The sequence below is a fragment of the Bradyrhizobium huanghuaihaiense genome (assembly GCF_025200885.1).
Lineage (GTDB): Bacteria > Pseudomonadota > Alphaproteobacteria > Rhizobiales > Xanthobacteraceae > Bradyrhizobium > Bradyrhizobium huanghuaihaiense.
This window is the reverse complement of the sequence record NZ_CP104172.1, coordinates 8,235,065-8,260,069: the sequence shown is the minus strand read 5'-3', so window position 1 is coordinate 8,260,069 and position 25,005 is coordinate 8,235,065. Positions and strand designations below refer to the sequence as shown.

18 protein-coding genes and 1 pseudogene are annotated in these 25,005 nt (G+C 59.3%); 17 read left to right on the top strand and 2 right to left on the bottom strand.

The genetic code is table 11. The features are described from left to right. Positions 1 to 53 precede the first annotated feature (53 nt). The 9 genes from N2603_RS38755 to N2603_RS38715 all read left to right on the top strand — a co-directional run bounded on the left by N2603_RS38755 (position 54) and on the right by N2603_RS38715 (position 12,508). Positions 54 to 2,132: a 3-hydroxyacyl-CoA dehydrogenase NAD-binding domain-containing protein gene (locus tag N2603_RS38755; protein ID WP_260386313.1), complete on the top strand. Its 2,079-nt coding sequence runs from the start codon at positions 54 to 56 to the stop codon at positions 2,130 to 2,132. A gap of 275 nt (positions 2,133 to 2,407) precedes the next feature. Continuing rightward, a complete protein-coding gene (locus N2603_RS38750; protein ID WP_260386312.1) occupies positions 2,408 to 3,187 on the top strand; it encodes an enoyl-CoA hydratase-related protein in 780 nt (259 codons plus the stop codon). Between the two features lie 17 nt (positions 3,188 to 3,204). Next, positions 3,205 to 4,431: a CaiB/BaiF CoA transferase family protein gene (locus tag N2603_RS38745; protein WP_260386311.1), complete on the top strand. Its 1,227-nt coding sequence runs from the start codon at positions 3,205 to 3,207 to the stop codon at positions 4,429 to 4,431. A gap of 1,043 nt (positions 4,432 to 5,474) precedes the next feature. After that, complete coding sequence (locus tag N2603_RS38740) at positions 5,475 to 6,662, top strand: acetyl-CoA C-acyltransferase (protein ID WP_260386310.1); 1,188 nt, start codon at positions 5,475 to 5,477, stop codon at positions 6,660 to 6,662. A gap of 458 nt (positions 6,663 to 7,120) precedes the next feature. Continuing rightward, complete coding sequence (locus N2603_RS38735) at positions 7,121 to 7,339, top strand: hypothetical protein (protein ID WP_260386309.1); 219 nt, start codon at positions 7,121 to 7,123, stop codon at positions 7,337 to 7,339. A 788-nt stretch (positions 7,340 to 8,127) separates the two neighbouring features. Next, positions 8,128 to 9,222, top strand: a complete 1,095-nt coding sequence (locus N2603_RS38730; protein ID WP_260386308.1) for an ABC transporter ATP-binding protein — start codon at positions 8,128 to 8,130, stop codon at positions 9,220 to 9,222. 82 nt (positions 9,223 to 9,304) lie between these two features. Further along, the gene (locus N2603_RS38725; RefSeq protein ID WP_260424361.1) at positions 9,305 to 10,345 is read left to right on the top strand and encodes an ABC transporter substrate-binding protein; all 1,041 of its coding nucleotides are present in this window, start codon (positions 9,305 to 9,307) and stop codon (positions 10,343 to 10,345) included. Positions 10,346 to 10,418: 73 nt separating this feature from the next. After that, positions 10,419 to 11,672, top strand: coding sequence for an ABC transporter permease (locus N2603_RS38720; protein WP_260386307.1), 1,254 nt, complete (start codon positions 10,419 to 10,421; stop codon positions 11,670 to 11,672). A gap of 5 nt (positions 11,673 to 11,677) precedes the next feature. After that, positions 11,678 to 12,508 (top strand): ABC transporter permease, encoded by an 831-nt coding sequence (locus N2603_RS38715; protein ID WP_260386306.1) that lies wholly within the window; start codon positions 11,678 to 11,680, stop codon positions 12,506 to 12,508. A 377-nt stretch (positions 12,509 to 12,885) separates the two neighbouring features. Here the strand turns inward: N2603_RS38715 and N2603_RS45070 are convergent, their stop codons facing one another. Beyond that, the gene (locus tag N2603_RS45070; protein WP_425248953.1) at positions 12,886 to 13,101 is read right to left on the bottom strand and encodes a hypothetical protein; all 216 of its coding nucleotides are present in this window, start codon (positions 13,099 to 13,101) and stop codon (positions 12,886 to 12,888) included. A 483-nt stretch (positions 13,102 to 13,584) separates the two neighbouring features. On the opposite strand from N2603_RS45070, the pseudogene N2603_RS38705 reads away from it, so the two are divergent. Together N2603_RS38705 and N2603_RS38700 are read left to right on the top strand one after the other, a co-directional pair. Next, positions 13,585 to 13,758: pseudogene (locus tag N2603_RS38705) on the top strand (transposase DNA-binding-containing protein); the annotation flags it as partial. Between the two features lie 263 nt (positions 13,759 to 14,021). Next, on the top strand, positions 14,022 to 15,041 hold the full coding sequence (locus tag N2603_RS38700) for an IS4 family transposase (protein ID WP_247449756.1): 1,020 nt from the start codon (positions 14,022 to 14,024) through the stop codon (positions 15,039 to 15,041). Between the two features lie 236 nt (positions 15,042 to 15,277). On the opposite strand, the gene N2603_RS38690 is transcribed toward N2603_RS38700, so the two are convergent. Then, the gene (locus N2603_RS38690) at positions 15,278 to 16,192 is read right to left on the bottom strand and encodes an SMP-30/gluconolactonase/LRE family protein (protein ID WP_260386305.1); all 915 of its coding nucleotides are present in this window, start codon (positions 16,190 to 16,192) and stop codon (positions 15,278 to 15,280) included. A gap of 315 nt (positions 16,193 to 16,507) precedes the next feature. On the opposite strand from N2603_RS38690, the gene N2603_RS38685 reads away from it, so the two are divergent. The 6 genes from N2603_RS38685 (at position 16,508) to N2603_RS38660 (ending at position 24,955) form a co-directional block, all read left to right on the top strand. Beyond that, positions 16,508 to 16,822 (top strand): hypothetical protein, encoded by a 315-nt coding sequence (locus N2603_RS38685; protein WP_260386304.1) that lies wholly within the window; start codon positions 16,508 to 16,510, stop codon positions 16,820 to 16,822. Between the two features lie 1,990 nt (positions 16,823 to 18,812). Further along, complete coding sequence (locus tag N2603_RS38680) at positions 18,813 to 19,424, top strand: glutathione S-transferase family protein (RefSeq protein WP_260386303.1); 612 nt, start codon at positions 18,813 to 18,815, stop codon at positions 19,422 to 19,424. A gap of 525 nt (positions 19,425 to 19,949) precedes the next feature. Continuing rightward, positions 19,950 to 20,951, top strand: coding sequence for a Coenzyme F420 hydrogenase/dehydrogenase, beta subunit C-terminal domain (locus tag N2603_RS38675; RefSeq protein WP_260386302.1), 1,002 nt, complete (start codon positions 19,950 to 19,952; stop codon positions 20,949 to 20,951). A gap of 737 nt (positions 20,952 to 21,688) precedes the next feature. Beyond that, positions 21,689 to 23,860, top strand: coding sequence for an acetate--CoA ligase family protein (locus N2603_RS38670; RefSeq protein ID WP_260386301.1), 2,172 nt, complete (start codon positions 21,689 to 21,691; stop codon positions 23,858 to 23,860). Next, a complete protein-coding gene (locus N2603_RS38665) occupies positions 23,764 to 24,102 on the top strand; it encodes a Clp protease/crotonase-like domain-containing protein (RefSeq protein WP_260386300.1) in 339 nt (112 codons plus the stop codon). Before N2603_RS38670 ends, N2603_RS38665 begins: the two co-directional genes overlap by 97 nt. 61 nt (positions 24,103 to 24,163) lie before the next feature. Then, the gene (locus N2603_RS38660) at positions 24,164 to 24,955 is read left to right on the top strand and encodes an enoyl-CoA hydratase-related protein (protein ID WP_260386299.1); all 792 of its coding nucleotides are present in this window, start codon (positions 24,164 to 24,166) and stop codon (positions 24,953 to 24,955) included. Positions 24,956 to 25,005 lie beyond the last annotated feature (50 nt).

Below are 25,005 nucleotides of genomic sequence, written 5' to 3'. Positions count from 1 at the left end.
CAACGGGGCGGTCGGAGAGAGGACGACAAGAATGAAAAGCCAAGTGGGGTACCGTGGATAAAGTAGTCGAGCTCGTACGTCATGACGTGATTGCCGTCGTGACCATCAACAATCCTCCTGTGAATGCATTGAGCGCTGCGGCCCGCCGCGGGATCTTGGAATCGCTAAATGTTGCGATCGCCGCTCCCGAGGTGAGGGCGATCGTTCTGACCTGCGGGGGGCGCACCTTTGTCGCGGGGGCGGATATCACCGAGTTCGGCAAGCCGCCGCAGTCGCCCGGGTTGAATGAATTGCTGGCGGCGGTCGAGAACTCGCCAAAGCCCATCGTGGCTGCAATCCACGGCAACGCTCTCGGTGGAGGGCTGGAGCTGGCCTTGGTTTGCCATTTTCGGGTTGCAGTCGAGGACGCCAAGTTCGGCTTTCCCGAAGTCAAGCTTGGAATTTTGCCCGGTGCCGGCGGTACGCAGCGCCTGCCGCGCGCGGTAGGGCCTGAGCTTGCAGTTAAGATGATCGCTGGAGGCGAGCCGATTTCCGCAGCGGAAGCGCTGAAGGGTGGCCTGATCGATGAGATTGTTCAAGGACCCGCCTCGGGGGCCGAAGCATTCGCGCGCAAGGTGCTGGCCGAGAAGCGCCCGCTGCGCAAGCTTCGCGACGACGACTCCAAACTTGCATCCGCCAGGGCCGACCGCTCGATTTTCACGAACGCGGTCGCCGCCATGACCAAGAAATCGCGCGGCTTGCAGGCGCCGTTCGCGGCCGCCCACGCGGTCAGCTATGCCATCGACTTGCCGTTTGATGAGGGACTGAAGAGGGAGGGCGACGACTGTATGAAGCTGCTCGTCGGCGACCAGTCCAAGGCGCAGCGCTATGCCTTCTTCGCCGAGCGGACAGCGCAGAAGATCCCGGACGTGCCGGCCGAGATTCCACTCCGCCCAGTCAAGAAAGTGGGCATTCTCGGTGCTGGCACAATGGGTGGCGGCATCGCCATGAACTTCGCTAGTGCCGGTATCCCGGTGACGATTGTTGAGATCAAGCAGGAGGCGCTCGACCGCGGCCTGCAGGTCATCAAATCGAACTATGACCGGACGGCCGCGCGCGGCAAGCTGACACCCGAGCAGGTGGACCAACGCATGGGTCTGCTCACCGGCTCGCTCGATATGAACGACTTTAGAAGCTGCGACCTAGTCATCGAAGCCGTGTTCGAGCGAATGGATGTCAAGAAGGGCGTCTTCGAGAAGCTCGACATCATCTGCAAACCCGGCGCAATTCTGGCTACCAATACCTCGGCCCTCAACATCGACGATATCGCCTCGGTGACCAAGCGTCCGCAGGACGTGATCGGCCTCCACTTTTTCTCCCCGGCCAACATCATGAAGCTCCTTGAAGTGATACGCGCCGAGCATACGGCCAAGGACGTGATCGCCACTTCGATGAAGCTCGCCAAGCAGATCGGCAAGGTGCCGGTTCTCGCGGGCGTCTGCCCCGGCTTCATCGGCAATCGGATGCTCTCGAAGCGCGAGCGTCAAGCAAACGAGATGGTGCTTGAGGGCGCGATGCTCTCTGAGGTAGATCGGGCATTGTACGACTTCGGCTTCCCTATGGGGCCGTTTCAGATGAACGACCTCGCGGGCCTGGACATCGGATGGGTGAAAGAGGAGTCGAGGAGCTCCACGTTGATCGAATTGCTTTGCGAGGTGGGTCGCTTCGGCCAAAAGACTGGCGCGGGCTACTACGACTACGACGACAAACGCAGCCCCAAGCCCAGCCCCGTGACTGAGAAGCTTATCGACGAGCTTATCGGTAAGTCAGGCAAGAAGAAGCGCCAGATTTCGAACGACGAGGTCCTGGAGCGCTGCATCTACTCGATGATCAATGAGGGCGCGAAGATCCTCGAGGAAGGTAAGGCAATCCGAGCTTCCGATATCGACGTGGTCTGGGTGAATGGCTACGGCTGGCCGGTCTACCGCGGCGGGCCGATGTACTACGCCGACCAGATCGGCTTGGCTAATGTCCTGGCCAAGATCAAGGAATTCCACGTCAGTTTGGGCGACGACTTCAAGCCGGCTGCTCTCCTAGAGAAGCTGGTCGCGCACGGCAAGAAGTTCGCCGACTTCGAGCAGTCGCCGCGCTAGCGGTCCAACGTGACAACATGAACCTCCGCTTCCCATTTCTCCATCGTGCAGAAGTGGGCGACGCGAGGAGCCGGGCGAATACGTGATGCGCGCTCTAGTGCAGGTAATCTCGGCCGGCCGATTGGGCGTGCCTGCCTATCGCGAGCGGAGGTTCCGGTGCGCACCACCACCGCCTTCGTCTATCGGAAGCGACCGCAACCGGTGCTATCGCGGCGGGATGACGACGACTTGGTGCAAATCGACCGAGGCAAGGGGCCTCATGGAGTGGTTCTGGAATGGCTCTGAAGTTTTCAAAAGTTGAACGCGCCGGGCCGGTCACAATCGTGACGATATCGCGGCCGGAGGTCTTGAACGCGGTGCATTACGAGGTGAGTCTCGAACTGGAAAAGGTGTTCGACGGCTTCGCCGCCGACCCCGACCAATGGGTCGCAATCGTCACGGGCGCGGGCAACAGATCGTTCTGTGCCGGCGCCGACCTGAAGTGGCTGGCCGCAGGTGGCAAGTGGGCTAAAGTCAAGTCGGGCTTCGGGGGCCTCAGCACGCGCTTCGACTGCGACAAGCCGATCATCGCCGCTGTCAACGGCTACGCAATGGGCGGCGGCTTCGAGATGGCGCTGGCCTGCGACCTCATCGTCGCTGCGGAGAATGCGGTCTTCTCGCTGCCGGAGCCGCGTGTCGGGCTCGCCGCTCTTCCCAGCGCCGTGTTGCTCCTTGCGCAGCAGATCGGCACGAAGCGCGCGATGGATATCATCCTCACGGGCCGGTGCGTGTCGGCACGCGAAGGGCACACGATGGGCTTTGTAAATCACGTGGTGCCGGAGGGCCAGGCACTGGCTACTGCCTTGCAGCTGGCCGAGGCGATCTGCGAGAACTCGCCGATGGCTATCCGTGCGTCGAAGCAGGCCCTGCAGCGCGGCCTCGGCAGGCCGATCGAGCAGGCAATAGCTGAGCAGGACGACTACCCGGCGGTGACGGCGCTCTTCAAATCACAGGACTACATCGAGGGGCCAACGGCCTTCGCGGAAAGGCGTGCGCCGAAGTGGGTGGGGCAGTGATCGAGCCAGGAGGAAACATGCCGTCGCTTCCACTTTCCGGCTTCAAGGTCCTCGACCTCACACGTGTGCTCGCGGGGCCGATGTGCGCGCAAATCCTCGGTGATCTCGGGGCCGACGTGATCAAGATCGAGCGTCCCGCCACAGGCGACGAATCGCGTAGCTACGGCCCACCCTGCCTTGAGGATCCCGAAGGGAAACCGACGGATGACAGCTACTTCTTTCTGTGCGCAAATCGCAACAAGCGCTCGGTCACAGTCAATCTCACCACTTCGGAGGGCCAAGAGATCATCCGCGCGCTGGCCAAGGTGTCCGATGTGATGATGGAAAATTACAAGGTCGGCGACTTGAAGCGCTTCGGCCTGGACTACGAGTCCATCCGCAAGATCAATCCAAATATCGTCTATTGCTCGATCACGGGCTACGGTCAGAGCGGTCCCTACGCCACTCGCGCGGGTTACGATGCTGTCTTCCAGGCCACGACCGGCATGATGAGTCTGATCGGCCACGCCGATGGCGAGCCTGGCGCCGGGCCGATGATGGTCCCGCTCGGCATCATCGATTACATGACCGGCCAGAACGCCGCGATCGCAGTCCTGGCGGCGCTCCACCACCGAAAAGCCGGTCGCCGGCAGGGCCAGCATATCGACGTCTGCCTGTTCGACAGCGCGATGGCCTCGCTATCGCACCTAGGGCAGCAGTATCTCGAAAGCGGCAAGCCGCGCCCCAGGTGCGGCAACCGCGTGATGGGCAACCTGCCCTCCGGCGTGTATCACTGCGACGATGGTGAGCTGATACTCATGCTGGGCAACAATGGGCAATTCGCACGTGCCTGCGCCGCACTGGGCCTTGAGCACTTGAGCAACGATCCAGACACAATTGGCAAGGGAAGCGATCTGGACGGCGACGCTTTAAGGGCAATCTTCGCCGCGCGGCTCGCGACGAATAAGGTGGCCCACTGGCTTGCCGAACTGGGCGCGGCCGCCGTGCCCTGCGGGCCGGTGAACGATCTCGCTCAAGCATTTGCAGACCCGCACGCGTGCGCACGCGGCATCCAGGTAAATGTGCCTCACCCGCTCGATGAGTCGCTGACCCTCATCCGCAACCCGCTTACCTTCTCGGCCACCCCATTGAAGGAGTATCGTTATCCACCGCGGCTCGGGGAACACACGCAGAAAATCTTGTCATCGGTGCTTGGGTATGATGAGCGGAAGATCGCCGAGTTGAGGCGCAGCGGGGCGATTTAGCTCAACTTGCGCAGAAACGACATTTCCCCGTAGTTGAATCAACCTTAGTCAAAAAACTGGAATGCATTGTTTGCAGGATGCTATTGTTCGGCGCTGCGCGGGAGCGGCAGGCGCTCGTGTTAACGAGGCACATACTTCGAGACGATCGGGAAGAGCGGCCTGAGCCGAAACGGGTTGAGCTGTACGCAGACAGTCTGGCCGTGTATTGCGGTAGGTAACACTGGGTCGCGTGAGCGGAAGTGCGCGAGTGCTTCAAGTGCTGTGCACGGCGATTTTTCCGAGACGGCGCGCTGCTGCGATATCTCGAGGCTCTTCAGGACGAAATCGGGAAAGCACATGGGGACGCGGGCCTGCATTTGGACCGCTCATAGCAGATTGGCCGCGCGTAGTCCTTCTGGATCCGAAGGGCGGATTCGGCCTCGTTGAGCTGGACGTGACCTCCAGAGTTGCTCATCGCTCCAGTCGACAAGGTCGGAGCGCAGCCGAGCAATCTTGAAGTCAATCGCTCGCGCCGGCCGACTTAAACCCGGCAGTATTCCGAAGGCCGGAATCCTCGTTGTTTCCCCCCGGGTGCGTCTTGTCGACCCGATGCGTCCTACAGCACGACCTCCCGTCAGCCTGCTCGCGTCGCCGTAAAGTTGACGAGACAAAGCTTCATGTTCTAACCGTCAGGTGCAGAATTTCTGCTCGGCGACGGGCTCTATTAGTCAAATTCACACCGTGCAACCCGCTAGTACTTGCTTGCGATCAAGCCTTGCGCAGCATCAGGGTGATTGTGATGAATCCAGATGACGTGCGGGAAAGCTCGCGCTCATGTCCTGATCGACCGCAAGAAAGGGGCTGATCAGTCAGGTGGTTTCAACGGTGTTTCCGACGATTACCGAGGTGAGGCAGCCAAAGACCTCTATCAAGCTGTGTGACGGGGCAAAGCCATTCTCGATCAACGAGCGGCGCACCTTCTTGATCGGCAAACCTTCGCGCCACGAATTACGCAAGCAGACTCACATCCAGCTCAGGCAACAACTCATAACAGGAGGTCGTTCATGGCCGACGCCGTCATCGTTTCCACCGCCCGTACGCCAATTGGCAAGGCCTATCGCGGCACGCTTAACGTCACCGAGGGCGCGACCCTGCTCGGCCACGCCATCGGTGAGGCGGTGAAGCGCGCCAACGTGGATCCCAAGGAGGTGGAGGATGTCGTAATGGGTGTGGCCCTCCAGCAGGGCGCGACCGGCGGAAACATCGCCCGCAAGGCGCTCCTGCGCGCCGGCCTCCCGGTCACGGTCGCCGGTGCCACCATCGATCGGCAATGCGGGTCGGGCCTGCAGGCAATCGCGCTCGCCGCGCGCTCGGTGATTTTTGATGGTGTCGGGATTGCGGTGGGCGGCGGCGGCGAGTCCGTCTCGCTGGTGCAGAACGATAAAGTAAACACATTCCACGCCCAGGATCCTGCGCTCATGAAGATCAAGGGCGAGGTCTACATGTCAATGATCGACACAGCGGAAGTCGTGGCAAAGCGGTACGACATCTCTCGCGAACGCCAAGATGAATATTCGCTCGAAAGCCAACGTCGCACTGCGGCCGCGCAGCAGGAAGGCAAGTTCAAGGACGAGCTTGTGCCGATCACCACTCAGATGGCGGTGACCGACAAGGCGACCGGCGGGGTGTCATTCAAGGAAGTTCTGCTGTCAAAGGACGAGGGCAACCGTCCCGAGACGACGGCAAAAGGCCTCGCCAGCCTGAAGCCAGTGCTCGGTGACGGTTTTACCGTCACTGCAGGCAATGCCAGTCAGCTCTCAGATGGCGCCTCGGCGAGCGTTATCATGAGCGACAAGGAGGCGGCGACGCGTGGCCTCAAGCCCCTCGGCATCTTCCGTGGCTTCGTCGCCCATGGCTGCGAGCCGGATGAGATGGGCATCGGGCCGGTCTTCGCGGTGCCGCGACTACTCAAGCGTCATGGCCTGAAAGTCGACGACATCGATCTTTGGGAGCTCAATGAAGCCTTCGCGGTGCAGGTGATCTATTGTCGCGACAAGCTCGGCATCGATCCTGAAAAGATGAACGTCAATGGCGGTGCAATCTCAGTCGGCCATCCCTACGGCATGTCGGGCGCGCGACTCACCGGCCATGCCCTGATCGAAGGCCGCCGCCGCAAGGCGAAATACGCTATTGTCACGATGTGCGTCGGTGCCGGAATGGGCGCGGCCGGCCTGTTCGAGGTACTTCAGTAAGTCGGCCAAAGAACAGAGATTCGATTGACCTCAGCTTCACGAATAAAGGGCATGCTATACGGCTTTTTTCATGAGCCCCACTTGGAAGCGGTCCCTCGCAAAGCCGGGTTCTTGGCCCACATGAGTGTGCCATCTATCAAGGCCAGAGCGGTAAGCGCGATTATCCGCTTCGGTGGTTAGCTTGCGCCTGTAGCGCGCGTGCAGGTCCTATATTCGCCGTGCCTTAAGGTTTCTCCCGCCTCGCGTGTCATTGCTGGAGTCTCTTCGATCCAAAACGCAAGCTGATACAAATCTTCAATCGGTCCGGGAGGCGGGGCAACAATGAGGCATTTAACCAACCACAGGCTGTTGCATCTCGACGGACCACGCAAGTGCTGCAATCCGTCGTCCGCGCCTTAGTCCTCGATCCAAGCTCGTGCTGATGGACAAGCCGCTCCGACCAGCAACTGCGCGAGAAGATGCAGCTCGAGATCAAGCAGATCCGCGAGGATCTCCATCGTCTACGTGACGCGCGACCAGGACGAGGCGTTGACCATGTCGGACCGCATAGCTTGTTCAACGAGGCGGCATCCAGTACGCTCGCCTCACCTGAGCCGCCGCAGAACGCCCTCGTCGGCCGGTTCATCGGCGAGTACAACCGGCTACACGGCAAGGTCGTGGCTGTCGTTGCTGCCTGAACGACTGAAGGTGGATCCGATGCCAAGCTCGCTGCCGGGAATTTTCAGTGTGCAGGCTATTGAGTTGATCTGTCTCGGCGACTACGTGCGCACCCGACTTTTGGTCTACGTATCGGTGAGCTGGCATCCAACGCGGATGCACTCGGAATCCGGCAGGAGACACACCATGCTGGACCCTCGAGCCCAAACACTTAGCTTCTGTCAGTCACGGGTCCGCACGCTTGGATCTAACGATAGCTGTTTGAAGATTGTCGCGGGGCCGCGCGCGCGCCAGCGAACATCGCGATTCGCATGGACGAGTCTATGGAGGATCGTTCATTTAGGTTACACTTGCTCTAATTGATGATGTCCTGCGTGGTTGGACACGACCAGATCCCGGCCGATAACGCGATCACAAGGGCCTTTGTGCACGCAAGCATGGATCCGGCTTATCCCTCCAAGGCTCAGAACGTCGCTCGTGGTTGCACGCGTCGACTGTGCTCGCGGACGACATAAAGCGCCGCACTTCGCCAACACGGCGCAGGATTTCGGCGGCCGGTGCCACACAATCAATGAAATTTCGCTGTTCGCGCCGAATAATGTTCCCCCGAACGACAAGGCTTCTGTGCGAGTTCTAAGTTGCACAGAGAGGTGGGGAAACAATGCACTATTTGGTTCGCAGGCGTCTCATACAGGCCCGTCCCCGCGGTCTCGACCGCGCGCTTGCGAAGCTGCAATCCGTTAAGCAAGACCATGGTGGTGACGGGGCCGGCAGCAGTGGGAGAAGCGCCAGCCCCTGGGGAGGGGCGATGCCAGGCACGAACGATGACTTTGTGAAGTTTTCCGACATCGAGAAGACCTATGACGGCGAGACGCTGGTCGTGGAGAATCTCAACTTGGAGATCGCTCGCGGTGAATTCTTGACTATGCTGGGGCCCTCCGGCTCCGGCAAGACGACGACGCTCATGATGCTCGCCGGTTTCGAGGCGCCCACCCGGGGCGACATTTTTCTGGAGGGGCGCTCAATCGACAAAATGCCACCGCACAAGCGCAATATTGGCATGGTGTTCCAGAACTATGCGCTCTTTCCGCACATGACCGTGGAGGAGAACCTCGCCTTCCCGCTGAAGGTCCGCAAGATCGGCAGGGCCGAGATAGAGGCCAGGATCAAGCGGGCGCTTGAGATGGTGCGGCTCGGCGCCTATGGCAAGCGCCGGCCCGGCCAGCTTTCCGGCGGTCAGCAGCAGCGCGTCGCGTTGGCCCGCGCCTTGGTCTTCGATCCCAAGCTTGTGGTGATGGACGAGCCGCTCGGCGCGTTGGACAAACAGTTGCGCGAGCGGATGCAACTCGAGATCAAGCGTATCCACGACGATCTCGGCGTCACCGTGGTGTATGTGACGCACGACCAGGGTGAGGCGCTGACCATGTCGGACCGCATAGCGGTGTTCAACGACGGGGTCATCCAGCAGCTCGCCTCACCCGCCGAGCTGTACGAGCGGCCGCAGAATGCCTTCGTCGCTCAATTCATCGGCGAGAACAACCGACTGCACGGGAAGGTCGTGGCCATGAATGGCGTGAACTGCCACGTGGAGATTGCGGGCGCCGGCAACGTCCAGGCGCTGGCAATCAATGTCGATGCGGTTGGCCGGCCGACCGTGCTGTCGTTGCGGCCGGAGCGAGTGAAGCTGAATCCGACACCGGGTTCGCTGCCTAACGTCTTCAGCGCGCACATCACGGAGGTGATCTATCTAGGCGACCACGTACGAATCCGGGCTTCGGTCTGTGGCCATGATGATTTTGTGATCAAACTGCAGAATTCGGAAGGGGTGGCGCAGGTCGAAGCTGGCGCCGCGATCACCGTCGGCTGGAAAACGGAGGATTGTCGGGCGCTCGAAGCGTCATGATGATTGAGGCGCCACAGCAAGGGTTTGACGATGGCGTTCCCATCCTGGGGCGGCATAGCAAGGGAGAAGCAAGTTGTTCGAAATGTGTTTGAAAGTCGCCGCGTGCGCGGCCATAGCATCCCTAGCGCTCGGTTCCGCTGTGGCGGCTGACCAAGTAACAGTCGTCTCGTTGGGGGGGGCTTTCCAGGCGGCACAGCGTAAGGCCTATTTCGAGCCCTTTTCCAAAGACTCCGGAATCAAGGTCATCGAAGACGAGTACAATGGCGAGATCTCGAAGATACGCGCCATGGTGGAGGCCAAGAGCGTGAGCTGGGATGTGGTCACCACTAGCGCACTCTGGACCATTGAAATGTGCAACCAGGGCATCGTCGAAAAGATCGACTGGGCGAAACTCGGGCTCGACCGCTCCAGCTTCATCGGCGCCGAGCAGTATGACTGCGGGGTTCCCGATGCTGTTTCCGCCACAGTCCTCGCTTACGACAGGGACAAGCTGCCGAACGGCCCGAAGATCATCGCTGACTTGTTCGACACGCAGAAGTTCCCCGGCAAACGCGGACTGTACAAAGGTCCAGACGTTAACCTCGAATGGGCGCTGATCGCTGATGGCGTTGCCATCGGGGATGTCCACAAGGTCCTCAGCACGCCGGAGGGAGTCGACCGCGCTTTTAGGAAGCTCGACACGATCAAGAAGGACGTCATTTGGTGGTCGTCGGGTGCGCAGCCGGTGCAGCTTCTCGCCGATGGGCAGGTGATCATGACCGCAGCCTATAATGGCCGCATCTACGATGCCGTTAAGAACTCCGGCAAGCACTTCGAGATCGTCTGGGATGCCCACACGTGGAGTCCAACCGTCTGGACGATTCCGAAGGGCACTCCCCGCCGGGACGAGGCCTACAAGTTCATCGCTTTCGCAGCTTCGCCCCGAGCCCAGGCCAACCTCACCCTGCATATCCCCTATTCCCCGACCAACAAGGAAGCGATGACATTCGTAGATCCAGCAATCGTGTCCCAGCTTCCGACCGCGCCTGAGCATGTCGCCAGGTCCGTCATCTACGACACGAAGTTCAAGGTTGAGAAGGGCGACGAGCTGCGCCAGCGTTTCAACGCTTGGCTCGCAAAATAAAAACCGCTGCAACGTAGGGCGGGGTAGTTTGAGCCCCGCCTCTACATGGACACCAGCAAAGGACTCGAGCTCGATGGCAACGACGGCGGCCCAAACCTACGACCGAGCTTTTGGCGAATTTCCGTTGCGGATATCGTTTCAGCGGGTCGAACGACGTCGCAAGGCGCGGGCCTTCATGCTCGTACTGCCGCTCCTCCTCTTCATCCTAGTTACTTTCGTTGTGCCGATCGCGCGGATGATCTTCAACTCGGTCCACGACGACACCTTGCTGACCAGGATGCCGAGAACGATGGCAGAGCTTAGGCATTGGGACGGCAAGGACTTGCCCAGCGAAGCGGCCTTTGCGGCTCTGGCGGCGGACCTTAAGGAGGCAGTGGAACAGAAGACCGCAACCCAGATCGGCACGCGGATCAACTACGAATTTCCCGGCGCAACCAGCCAGGTGACATCGAGCGCCAATAAGATGAGCGAACTTGCATCCGGCCCGTACAAGTCAGCGTTAATCGGGATTAGTCCCCTTTGGGGACGTCACGACGTCTGGAACATGCTGAGGCGCGGAACGTCCGCCTACACAGCCTATTATCTGCTTCGCTCCGTCGATCACCAGTTCGGCCCAGATGGCCAAGTCGTGCCCTCACCTCGGGACATTGCCATCTTCCAGGACGTGTTCGTGCGCACGATGGCCATCAGTCTCGGCGTCACGGCCATGGCACTGTTCCTTTCTTTCCCCGTGGCTTATCTTTTGGCGACATTGCCCGCGAAGACCAGCAACCTGCTGATGATCATGGTGCTGCTACCGCTCTGGACCTCGCTGCTCGTGCGCACAACTGCTTGGGTCATTCTTCTGCAACAGAACGGTGTTGTCAACGAGGTGTTGATGGCGCTTCACCTGATACCGAGGCCGGCCGAACTCATTTTCAACAGGATCGGCACTGTGATCGCCATGACTCATATCCAGCTGCCCTTCACGCTGTTGCCGATCTACAGTGTGATGAAGAACATCCCGGACAGCCATGTTCGCGCGGCGCGTTCGCTCGGTGCTGGCCCGTTCTACGCATTCTGGCAGGTCTATTTTCCGCAAACGCTCCCGGGCATCGCCGCAGGCTGTCTCCTAAGTTTCATCATGTGCCTAGGCTACTACATTACTCCGGCGCTCGTCGGCGGAGCATCCGATCAGATGGTTAGCTACTTCGTCGCCCTGTACACGAACGAAGAGCTCAACTGGGGTATGGCATCGGCGCTTGGCGCCATCCTCCTCACCGCGACGCTTGTGCTTTATTACGTTTTCAACAAGGTGGTCGGCATCGACCGGATCAAGATGGGGTGAGAACGATGTCGATGTCTGCCTATGCCTCCCCCGTCGAAAAGGCATGGTACTACCTGCACCGGCTCATCGCGGGAGCAGTGCTTCTATTTCTGATCGCGCCCATTCTCGCGATTATCCCGCTCTCCTTCAATTCCGTCCCGTTCTTCACCTATCCTATGCCCTCGCTGTCACTGCGCTGGTATCAGGAATTTGTCTTCACCGCGCGATGGCAGGGCGCGCTCCAGAATTCGATGTTTGTAGCGGTGTCGGTGACATTGCTGTCGACCGTGCTCGGCACCCTCGCCGCCCTTGGTCTCAGCCGGCCGCACTTTCCTTGGCGAACGGCTGTCACATGTCTCCTGATCTCTCCGATGATCGTGCCGGTGGTGATCACCGCGCTCGGCGTGTACTTCTTCTTTGCCAACGTGGGTTTGCTCAACAGTTTCGCCGGGCTAATCCTCGCGCACACGGTCTTGGCGACTCCGTTCGTCGTCATCACCGTGACCGCGACGTTGAAGGGCTTCGATTATTCGCTCAGTCGTGCGGCAGCGAGCCTCGGCGCGACGCCGGCCACGGTGTTTTTCAAGATAACCCTGCCGCTGATCCTGCCCGGCTTGATTTCCGGCGCGCTCTTCGCCTTTCTCACCTCATTCGACGAGGTGGTAGTGGCGCTGTTCGTCGCGGGCCCCGAGCAGCGCACGCTGCCCAAGGTCATGTTCTCAGGCATTCGAGAAGAAATTAGTCCGACCATCACTGCTGCGGCAACGGTGCTGATTCTCATGGCCATTACGCTGCTGGTCACCCTCGAACTGCTGCGTCGCCGTTCCGAGAGGCTGCGCGGGATCCGCGAAACATGAGGCGCTACCCTCGGCGCGAACACTTCCCACGTGCCGACGAAACGGACTTCACCCGATGAACACCCGCAGAGGGGCACCTCCCGTCGTCCCGACCGCATCCGCCGTGTCGCGTTTCCGGGCACGGGCCTGATCGGCGGTGAGTTCGCGGCGCCCGTTCTCGCGCGGTGACCGTTCGCTGACAGCCGCGCGCAGCGCATACCAGGCATCGAGACCCTATCATGGGATCCAAGTGGCGGGTTGCGGGCGACCAAGGGCTCGCAGGTCCTGCATCGGATTGCCAGTTGCCGACAGCGATAGTGAATCAGTACGCCGTTTGCGGATCGTCGGACGCTTGACGCGCTGCGACGACGACTGAGCCTTCGCCGCGAGCGCGTGGTTTAGCCATGTATCGCCTGCCGGCTGACGCTCCAGCGCGCAACGATTACGCCCTTATCAACGGACACAATTGCGTCTGGCGAGCCGATGAGCTTGATATTTGCCCGATGCATCAGCCACACGTCGGTCGGATGCGCAACACCCTTGGGCTGCACGTTGGTATCGACCACCAACCGTGCTAGGTTCTTAAGACCGAGGGCGCCAGTCTCGTGCGCCACCGACAGGCTTTCCTGGATCAGCGCGACGAGCTGTTCCTAACCAAGCCGCTGGCGACAGCTCGTCATGGGCGATCGATCTTTCGGGGACCACAGGCCCGCCTTCCCAGCAGCAGCGCCCGCTGCAATATTCCCGTAGCGCCCACAACTCCGCAGCTTCGTTTCGGCCGTCTATGAGGTCGCACGCACGACAGCGCCTGCCACGCGACCTCACAGGACCCTCAAGACTCCTTTTTTCTGCGAGCCACGATTCTGTGGCTTGTCGGAGGGAAAGGTGCGGCCGAAGAAGCACAAGACGACGCGATCAAATGATGTGTTCCGGACGCGACTGGACCAGATAATCAGCATGATACACCAGCTGATTGGCCGACTTTCAATTACCCATAACTTTGACCACTCGGCCTGATTTGCTGATCGGCGAAATCTTGAGTCGAAAGAATCACTTGTGATTCCTTGCTGAGCACCTGATTCGCGAGGGGGTGCTCTATGGGGCTGACATTAAGGGATCGATCGGCAAGAGGCCGGTTGCGATCCTTGGAGGGTGAATGTTGGATTGATCGAGAGACTAGTGGATGCGAGTTTAGGGACGTGCGGCTGGGCGACAGATTCCGCAAGCTGCTCACGCAGATTGGAAGCGCCATGGGACAAAGCATTCCGCTCGTCTGCCAGGATTGGGCGAATACCAAGGCAGCCTACCGCTTCTTCTCTAATGACCGGGTCAGCGAAGCGGACATTCTGGCCGGCCATTTCCAATCGACAAGTGATCGCGCCGCAGCCACAAAAGGTCTCGTTCTTGTGCTGCATGACACAACCGAATTTAGCTATCGGCGCGAAAATTCCGAAGCAATCGGCATCACCAAGAGCATAAACAGTGGATGGGATAGGCGGGGCGCCTCAGATCTCACACGGTTTGCGGCATCCTCATGCATTCGAGCCTCGCAGTTACAATCGAGGGTGTGCCGCTGGGGTTGGCGGCCGTTAAGTTCTGGACCCGGAAGAAATTCAAGGGGACGGCAGCGCTTAAAAGGAAGATCAATCCGACCCGGGTTCCCATCGAGAAAAAGGAAAGCGTCCGGTGGTTGGAAAATCTCAAGCAGTCTACGCAACTCTTGGATCATCCGGGACGATGCATCCATATTGGTGATCGCGAGAGTGACATCTACGAGCTCTTCTGCGCAGCACAGGAGATCGGAACCCATTTCCTGATCAGGACCTGCGTCGACCGCTTGGCTGGAGACGGGGATCACACGATCGCTGACGAAATGGACGAGGTCGCCGTCAAAGGGCTCCATCGCATCGAAGTCAGAGACAGCAACGGCGATCCCGACCAGGCCATTCTTGAGATCAGGTATCGCAAGATTCGCGTCCTGCCGCCGATTGGAAAGCAGAAGCGCTATCCCGCTCTGACCCTGACGGTGATCCATGCCGAAGAGCGCGGGACGCCGAAAAACAGGAAGAAGATCGATTGGAAGCTGATCACCGACCTGCCTGTTGGTTCCCGCACCGACGCCATTGAGAAGCTGGAATGGTATGGTTTGAGATGGAAGATCGAGGTGTTCCACAAGATCCTCAAATCGGGCTGCAAAGCTGAGGAGTCGAAGCTCAGGACCGCCCAGCGTCTGACCAATCTGATCTCGCTCTTTTGCATCCTGAGTTGGCGGGTCTTCTGGATGACGATGCTCAACCGTTCCGCCCCAGACGCGCCGCCAACCCTCGCATTGACTGCGACTGAAATCGGCGTGCTCGATCGCCTCGTCAACGATAAACCAAAAGCAAGACGGAAAACGCTCTCGCACTATCTGATCAAGATCGCCCGGCTCGGCGGTTACCTCGCCCGCGCCAGCGATCCGCCGCCCGGCAATACGGTCATGTGGCGCGGGCTGTCACGCCTCACCGACATCGCGCTGGGCGCCATGGTCGGAGGAGAATTTGTGGGTAATTGAAAGATTGGCCGAGCGCCTACCAGTGGCTCACGAGCTCGGTGCATTGCGCAGCCAGGACCTCAAACGCGCCACGGTCAACACCATGTGTGCAGCCGAAGGCCATCACTTCTCCGACCGATCTTGCATGCAGCCATCAAGAGGGTTCAACCGCCTGGCGAGACGAGGTTAGCAACCATCGCCCGAGAGGGACGAGCCGAACGTATAACCCCACGACCGACTCGCTCCCATCCCGCGGTTCAGCCGCCGTTCGACAATAGCCTTCCAGGTGCGAACGCTTCGAACTTGTAGATGTACCCTCCGTTCTTGCCGCCCACAACCATATAAGCCTCGGTCGAACCGGACCGAATTGCCAGATTTGTTACGAAAAGCTGCGAGCCTTTCGGAAAATCATCCTTCGCCTGGATGATGCCAATCAGTTCGCCGCTAGGCGCATACACCATGAGCCGACCAGCACCCCACACGCTCTGGTAGATGTTGCCAGCAGAGTCCGTTGCCATTGAATCCAGCCAGCCGCTGCCAATATTGGCGTGAATGCCGACATCCACTACGGTCGACTTGGTGCCATCCTTGGACAGATACACAACATTGATGGTAGATCGGTATCCCTCGGAGACCCAGAGCAGGGAATAGTCCGGCGCGAACGCGATTCCGTTAGCTCCCGCAAACTTATCGAACAATACGATCGGATTCCGCCCCTCTTGGTCGAGACGGAACAGTTTTCCGCTAGGGTTATCCAAAGTTCCGTTCTCATCGGTGACGTACATATAGCCGTTCCGATCGAAAGCGATGTCGTCGGACTTTGCTCGATAATCGCCTATCATGCCGTTGAAAGTTGTCTCCAGGGTTTTCGTCTTAAGATCGAATCTCGACACGGCCCCACTGGCGAAGTCGACAACATATGCGTTTCCATTGTGCGGGCTGAAATGGATCGCAGAGAGTTCGCTATGATTGTCCTTGTAAAGCTCTTCGACCTTTTTTGTTGCAAGGTCTATCCGAGCAATCTTGGCCTGATCCGGACTTGCCATGACGTTAGTAAAATAGAGCTTTCCATCAGGTCCGAAGGCAGGTGACTCGAGCACGGCTACGTCGCCATATCGTCCAGGAGCAGTCTCGGCCACCTTTGCGAATACCGTTGCCTCGACGACCTTCACATCCCCGTATTTCCAGTCGGCAGCCTGAACACTGCCAATACACAGTGTAGTGGCGGTCAGAAACGTACAAATCTCAGCAGATATAGCTCTAATGGGCGACGCGATTGACACAATTTTCCTCCATACATAAAGACGTTCGTTGCCTCTTCATTTTGGTCGGACTTTCAAGAAGAGGCACTTTTTCGATCGTTACTTATATCGGCTGACAGTTTCCGCCGTAATTTTATCCTCGTATGCAGAGAATCCGGCGAGTATGCCGTATGTGCGCCTTATTTCGTCGCCCACGGAACGCGCCATTGTTGCTAAGGGAGTTTCTTGCGCCTCCGCGAGCAGCGCGCGATCGCGTGTGTCGATCGATCAATCCAATCAAATGTGCCGTCCGCCTACTTGTTGGCTTTGCGTTGCCGTGCCTTCCTTCGACCCACAGAACGTTCGCGGGCTGCACAGCTCACGTCCCACTATGAGCGCAGGCCCAAGGACAAAACCAAATTAGAAGTGCCCGCGCAGATCACCGAGGCACTGGCTCCTGGCCCGGCTGCGCAAAGAATGACCATCGATTGCGTGGTTTTCAACTTCTCCATCGACCTGAAGGGGCAGGCCGCGCTGTCACAAGAGCCTCTGCCGGACTAAGCGCCCTGTTTACGAAACGCTTGCGCACTGCGGCGCGCAGGTGGCTCTCTGACAGCGCGGCTGCTCAATCGTCTTGAAGGTGGCGCGGCGAAGATCGCGCGGCACGGGCGGCAAGGAGGGTCGCTCTCAAGATGCGCCAGGATCCTGATCTTGCCTAGGATCATGTGCGTCGATCGTGCGATCTCTGCTAAGCGAACTTGTCTTTTGCTGGTTGGTGATTTCGTTCCGTTACGCTCGAGAGTAAGAGCGGTGCCCGTTCAGCTTTGGCGTGAGCGAACTCCGCGGCTACTAGCGTGTGCCTTCTTCGTGCCTCCACTCACCTGCATTCATATGTGAGTATCGCCCGACGTAAATCTCCGTATTCGCGGCGTGGGCGCAGAATTTCGGCTATTCGAGGTGCCACATTAATGGAATTCGGCTTCAGTGCACCCCAATAGTTTGGGGAACATAACAACTCCGAACCGCAACGTCGGAGTCAAGAGCGCGGGTGGGGAAACAGTGAGGCAACCGCAGCCGACTCAACCGTACGCATTTTAGCATATTGGCAGCCCACGCAACTGCTGCAATCTGTCGAAAAAAAGAACATCGTGGTCTTGTGGTTGACGACGCCGCGGCAGTGGGAGAAGCGCGGGGACCGGGGAATGTGGCAATGCCAGGCACGAACAATGCCTTTGTGGATTTTTCGATATCCAGAAGACGCACAACACCGAACCGCTGGCTCGTTGAGAATCTCAACTTGGAGATCGCGCGGTGAGGTCTTGAGGAAGCTGGCGCCATCCAGCTTCGGCAAGACGACGACCCTCATGATGCTCGCCCCGCACAAGCGCACTATCGGAATGGTGATCAGAACTACGTGCGTTTTCCGCACATGACCGTGGAGGAGAGTGTCGCCTTCCCGCTAAAGGCCGCGCGCTGCCCATCGTGGGGTGGCATATAAGGGAGACTAGACGATGAGGACGTTATTAATGATCGCAGGCGCTTGGTCGTAATGGGCTCAACAGCGGGGGTGCTCGCGCCAACGAACCCAGCCTTTGCAGACGATCAGCTCACGATCACCGCGGGGGCGGAAGCTTCCATCAGGTCCTACGCAAAGTTATTTTCGGTCTCTTCTCGAAGACGAGAGGGTCAAGATCACTGAAGCCGAGTACGAGTACGGCCTCGCCAAAATTCGCGCCATGGTCGAAACCAAAACCGTGAGCTGGGACGTGGTGTAGGCCAGCGAGTCGGGGGTGCGGCAATTGTGCGCGGAGGGTACCATCGATTCGATTGACTGGAAAAAGCTGGGCCTCGACCGGGCCAGCTTCGAAGGACCTAGCAACACGCAATGTGGGGCGCTGTGATGCTCAACGGGACCTCTTGGGTGATTCCCAAGGGCACTCCGCGATTGGACAACATCTACAAGTTCATTGCCTTCGCCAGTTCGCCCCAGGCGCAGGCCGGCGTGGCAAATTACACCGCCTACGGGAAGGAGGCGATAGCCTAGTCGAGCCGTCGATCCTGCCGAACCTTCCGAATGCGGCCGACCATATGGGGAATGCTCTGCTGAGCGACTCAAGCTTTTGGAGTGAGAAGGGCGACGAACTGCGTCAGCGCTTTACCGCCTGGCTTGCGAAGTAACGCCGGCGTAAGAGCAAAAGGGTGTCGGCAGCGAGGCTGCGTCGACGCGAGTCAAAAAACATAATCAATAGTGACGGCAACCGTGCAAATCTCTGGCCGCAAGCGGTCGCCATAGGCAGTCGTGCGGCTCTGCCGGTTCAGGATGTTGGGAATTATCGCATCGGGATAATGCACCACCGTGGCGCATCAATTCATCTAACCTGCTCAGAAAGCTGGATTCATGCGAAGGTTGATGGTCTATCGCATAAAAAGGGAATTGAAGCGTGTTATGCTTGTGCTCAAGAAATCTCGTTGTGAACGCTGAGCAGACTGCTGATGTCCGCCGCGCACCGCTTCACAAATGTCAGTTTCGTTTGGCGGAGAAGCCTGTCGCATGATGATCCTGCATTCGCACCCAGCTTCGCCCTTTGTCCGCAAGGTGCGCATTGCCATTCAGATGCTCGGTCTTGCCGATCGCGTCGAAATGCGCGACGCCGATGTCAACGATCCCGCTGACCCGCTCCGGCGGCACAATCCGCTCGGGAAGGTCCCGGCGTTTGTGCGTGAAAACGGCAGCGCCCTTTACGACTCACCCGTCATCCTCGAATATCTCGATCATCTCGCCGGTGGCGGATTCATCATTCCCCGCGAACCCGAGGCGCGCTTCGCCGCCCTGGCGCTGCAGGCGTTGTGTGACGGGGCGCTCGATGCGAGCTACCTCCTCATGTGCGAGGGCTGGTACCGGACTCCCGAGCAGCGCGTCGCCCGCTGGATCGAGAAGCAAGCCGGAAAGGTCGAGCGCGCCCTTACCACGCTCGAAGCCGCGTCGCCGGCGCTGTCCGGCATGCCCAATGTTGGCCAGATCGCGCTCGCCTGCCTCCTCGGCTATCGAGATTTTCGTTTCGACGGCACCTGGCGCGAGACCCATCCGCGCCTGCACGCTTGGCACGACGCCTTCGCGGCGGCGGTGCCCGCCTTCGCCGCGACCATGCCCAGTTCAGGATGAATTCGACCGTGAACTTGATCTATCAGAAGAGCGTTGCTTCATGAAAGATGGCGTCGAGCGGCTGATGCTCGACAGGATGGCTTCGACAACCGGGGAAACAGGTCTCGGCCCTTCTTTGAAGAACTCTCCAATCCCGGGATCGAGTGTTCTGCCCTTTAGGCGTCGACACGCTTTACATTCATTGGCTCATCCGACTGCTCAGTCTGTCCATTGCTCCGTACACCGCAGAGCGAAGGAATAATCCACGATGAAAAATAGACTTAGTTCTAAAAACTCTCGCGCGGCACAGGCCCGCGACCGTCGAGACGTGGTTGGTTCAGGCCTTTGCACCGGATGTGGACTATGCGCCAGCATCGCCGGTCCGGCGGTATCCATGGGTATCAATTTCGAAGGCGATATGCGGCCCCTCGTCAGAAAGAAAGTCGAAGACGAGAAGAACACGCAGATCATGGCCATCTGCCCAGGCGTGTCGGTACAAGGGCCCGGCAGACCAGAAGGAGTCGCCGTTCATCCTATGTGGGACCGATGCGTGAGATCCACCGATCCTGGTCGACCGATCCGGGCGGCCGTCATAAGGCCGCGGCAGGTGGCACTCTGAGTGCGCTTGGCCGCTATCTTCTGGACAACGGTCGTGTTGAAGCTGTGTTGCATGTCCGCGCCGATCCTCGAAAGGCATGGCTTACAATGTCAACAATATCGAGAACGCCTGACGAGGTGCTGGCTTCGGCTCAGTCGCGCTATGGCCCATCATCGCCTCTCGTCAACGTGCACCAGTTGCTCGACAAGGGCGCACGGTTCGCCGTGATTGCGACGCCTTGTTACATTTCCGCTATTCGCGCCCTTGGTCGTACCGATCCTCGGGTTGAGCGGCTTGTTCCATACATGCTGACAATATTCTGCGGCGGTATTCCTAGCGCTCACCTTGCTAAGGCCATTGTGCGCCACCATGGCGTCGACGAGCAGGACGTCGACTTGTTTCGATACCGAGGAGAGGGGTGGCCTGGCCCGCTACGCGTCCGCACTCGAGGCGGAGCCATTTATGACTTGTCATACGAAGACGCTTGGCGAGGAAAAAAATGCGGAATGAAATATGGCTATGAAGTTCAATTTCGCTGCAAGATTTGTCCCGATGCGATTGGAGATGTGGCAGATATCTCTGCACCCGATGGCTGGGTACTGCAGGATGGAAAGCCCATTTGCAAAGAGGCGCCCGGAACTAACTTGGCCATCGTTCTCTCTGTAGCTGGTGAAGAATTGTTACATGCGGCCATCTCCGCCGGATACCTTGAAGTTTCCCCGGTCTCGGTTGACGAAATCGGACAAATGCACGGGGGCCAGTCAGAGAGGAAATTACGCGCCTCTGCCGCTTTGTTCGCGCTGCGGCTCATGGGCCAAAGGGCAATCAGGGCTCCTGGGTACCGAAGCGCAGACGCTGTGAAGCGCGCCGGGATACGCGCTGTCTTTCGACAATTTGCAGGTACGGTCAGACGAGTCAAAGCCGGAGAGAACCGAGAGCACCTTATTTAGCCATTGACGATCATGTTGTTAGAGCGAGTGCGTTAGGCTTGACCTCGCAACAAAAGCCAACCCAACCAGCGGTTACCTGCTGGATAAAGCCAAGCATGCTCCGGAGCCTCTCAGGGCACGATGACCCTGTCCGGTTGGCTAGGCAGCGAGCCGAGCCGTGCCGTCCTAAAGCCCGGATGACTTCCCCGTTAGAAAGCCTCGCGTTCTGACCATGGCGCGCAGTATTTCTGCTGCGCGAATGCCCACTTTAGTCAAATTAAGATCCCGAGCGCGGTACTACCTATTGCGCGATAAAGGCTGTGGCCGGTTCTAGCCGACGTAAGCAGATCACGGTTCCAGCGAGAGGAAAGTTCAGAGAATGATCTGCGAGGTGTTCATCACCTATGCGGTTACAGGGCTCCAGGCTTTGTTTGACCGAAGCCCGTGTGTCTCGGCGCTCCTGCAGATTTCAGACTCCCTCGAGGCAATGCCTCTACGATGGGAGGCGCTTCATCAGGAAATACTGGTGCTGCGCATTCGGAGACCGAGTGTGAATTCGCTGATCCCCTTGATCGCAAAGAAAGCCGGCGACCGCCTGGCGGGTGCGTCAGACTGTTCCTTGGATCCAGGCGGGACTTGTGCGAGCTGCCGCCAGAACGCATTTGATGCGATACCCGCGGCGAGCGCGTCAGGGAAGTGCGTCGGACCGGCGCCGTATCATCCCACGGGCGCTCGTGCGCCGGTTGCCGGAGCGATTAATGCATAGATTGGAGCGTCTTCTGCGTCCGAAATCAATCGCCGTTTTCGGTGGCCGGCAGGCGGCCACTGTTGTGGCGCAATCGATCAAGATGGGCTTTGCGGGCGAGATCTGGCCCGTGCACCCCACCAAGGACGAAGTCGCTGGCCGCAAGGCCTATCGCTCGGTGGCTGATCTGCCAGGCGCGCCCGACGCCGCTTTTGTAGGCGTCAACCGGCACCTCGCCATCGAAGTGATCAAGGCGCTGGCCGAGCGCGGTGCGGGCGGCGCAATCTGCCACGCGGCCGGTTTCCTGGAGAGCGAAGCCCAAGATGAGGACGGCGAGAGGCTACAGGCTGAGCTTGTCGCCGCCGCCGGCGAGATGCCGCTTATCGGCCCGAACTGTTATGGCGTGGTCAACTATGCCAGTGGCGCGGTTTTGTTGCCGGACCAGCATGGCGGCGTCAGGCTGGCTGAAGGTGCGCGTGGTGTCGGAATCATCACGCAGTCCGGCAGCATGGCCGTCAATATCACAATGCAGAAACGGGGGCTGTCGATCGCCTTCATGATGACCGCCGGCAACCAGGCGCAAACCGGCATTTCCGATATCGCGCTCGGCATGATCGAAGATGATCGCGTCACCGCGCTCGGCTTGCACATCGAGGGCTTCGATTCCGTGTCCGGCTTCGAAAGGTTGGTGGCGCGGGCCCGAGAGCTGAAGAAGCCAATCGTTGCGCTGAAGGTAGGCCGTTCCGAGCAGGCGCGGCAGGCAATGATGTCGCACACCGCTTCTCTTGCCGGCTCGGACGCCGCATCAGGCGCCTTTCTGAAGCGACTGGGTATCGCGCGGCTCGATTCCATTCCATCATTCATCGAAGCACTGAAGCTTTTGCACGTCACCGGACCTCTGTCCGGTTACCGGCTATCGTCGATGGGTGGCTCGGGCGGCGAAGTCTCGGTGATGGCTGATAGCGCGGTGGGGCGCCTGGTGTATTTCCCTCCTCTTGCCGACCAGCACCGGGCCCATGTCAAATCGACGCTCGGGCCGCTGGTGGCGGTGGGTAACCCGCTCGATTTCAACACCTTCACCTGGTACGACGAACCAGCGCTGACCAAAACTTTCACCGCGATGGTGTCGGGTGGTTTCGACTTCAACTTGCTAGTGCTTGACTTCCCGCGTTCAGACCGTTGCACGAACACCGACAGACTGGCGCTTGTACGTGCGCTCGAGGTGGCGCTGAAGACCAACAAGGCGCAGGGCGCCATCGTCTCCTCACTGCCGGAGAATATGCCAGAGGAGTACACGGCCGAGGTAATAGCGCGCGGTATCACCCCCTTGTTCGGCTTTTCGGAGGCCATGGACGCCGTTCAGGCCGCTGCTTTCATCGGCAAGGCTTGGCGCGAGCCGAAGGCGCAGCCGGTCGACACCGCGGCTGTCGACGCGTCCAGCGGCTCGCGCGTGGCGCCGGACGAAGCCGAGGCCAAGCAAATGCTAGCCAAGGTGGGTCTGCCGGTGCCCAAGGGCAAGCGCGTTAGTAGTGCGGTCGAGGCAATGTCCTCGTCCAAGGCGCTCGGTTTTCCGGTTGCATTGAAGGCGCTCGGCGTCGCGCACAAGACCGAGGTTGGCGCGGTACGCCTCGACCTTAACGACGCCGAATCGGTTAGCGCGGCCGCACACGACCTGCTGAAGATCGGCAACGGTCTCTATGTCGAGCGCATGGTGCGCGGCGCAGTCGCCGAACTCATCGTTGGCTTCATCCGCGATTCGATGTTCGGTCCTGTGATGACCCTGGGCAGCGGCGGCGTACTGGTGGAGCTCTTGCGCGACAGCGTCACTCTGATGCTGCCGGCCACCCGCGACGACATCGAAGGGGCGTTGCGAAGCCTGAAGGCTTTCCCGCTATTCGAAGGCTATCGCGGCCGGCCGAAAGCGGATCTCGCCGCTGCCGTCGAGGCGATTTCCGGCATCGCCACCTTCGTTCAGCAGAACGCGGGCAAGATCGAGGAACTGGACATCAACCCGCTTATCGTCTGCGCCGAGGGGCAGGGCGCCTGGATTGCCGACGCGCTACTGGTGCTCAGAGAAAAGAAGATAGAATGTCCGACACCATCACCACCCAACGCGACGGCACGATCGTCGAAGTCGCGCTCAACTCGAAGGCCAATGCCGTCCGTATCAAAACCTTGCGGCTGATGGGCGAGACCTTAAAGGCGTTCGGCGGCGGCAATCCGGACCTGCGCGTCGCCATCAAGGCGGCGGTAGACAAGTTCTTCTACTCCCGATGGACCTCAAGGCGGCGGCGAGCGGCGAGGCAGCCAACACCAACTATCGCGCCGCGGGCACTGCGCGAAGTCAAGCTGGAATGCATGATTTTCGAATTCGAGCTATGGGCAGGGTGGTTGAGTGACATATGTCGACTAGAATGGCGCGCTTGAGTTACGTGAGTAGTCGATATTGGCCGACCCAGTCAGCCTCGAGATGTAATGGAAAGGAGCAATGATGTACAAGGAAATCCTCTATTCGGTCACCGACTATGTTGCGACTATCACTCTCAATCGCCCAGATCGATTGAACGCTTGGACCCCCCAAATGGGGGCGGAAGTACGAGCTGCACTGACCGCCGCAACTGCTGATGATAACACCCGAGCGATTGTGATCACGGGGGCCGGGCGCGGCTTTTGCGCTGGGTACGACATGTCGCTTCTGACCCCCCAACAGAGCGATGACGAGGGGGTAGATGTGGCGGGCAGCTCCGACAATTTTAACCAGATGTTCTCCTATCTGCTCGCCGTGCCCAAGCCTATCTTCATGGCGATCAACGGTCCGATCGCAGGATTCGCGCTGTGCTTCGGCGTTTTCGGCGATTTCCGCTATATGGCCGAAGGTGCAAAGCTCACTACGTCTTTCGCCAGGCGAGGCCTAATTGCCGAGGCCGGTATATCCTGGATGCTCCCTCGCCTAATTGGCACGATGAACGCACTCGACCTTCTTTGCTCGGCGCGCGTCATCGACTCCCGGGAAGCGGAACGTCTCGGCCTAGTGCGCACGCTCCCGGCAGAAAACTTTCTTGCGGAGGTGCAAGGAATCGCGCGCGAGATGGTGAAGATGGCCTCGCCGCGTTCAATCTCGGTCATCAAGCGACAAATCTACCTTTCGCATTTCCAGTCGCTCGCCGAAGCCTGCTCGTTAGCCGGCAAGGAAATGAAGGCCGCGAGCACTTCGGAAGATTACAAGGAGGGAGTCGCGCATTTCGTGGAGAAGCGAGCACCAAACTTCACGGGTCGCTAGCGCTGCGGTAGCGGGACGACGACGCTCATGATACTCGTCGCATCGGCGAG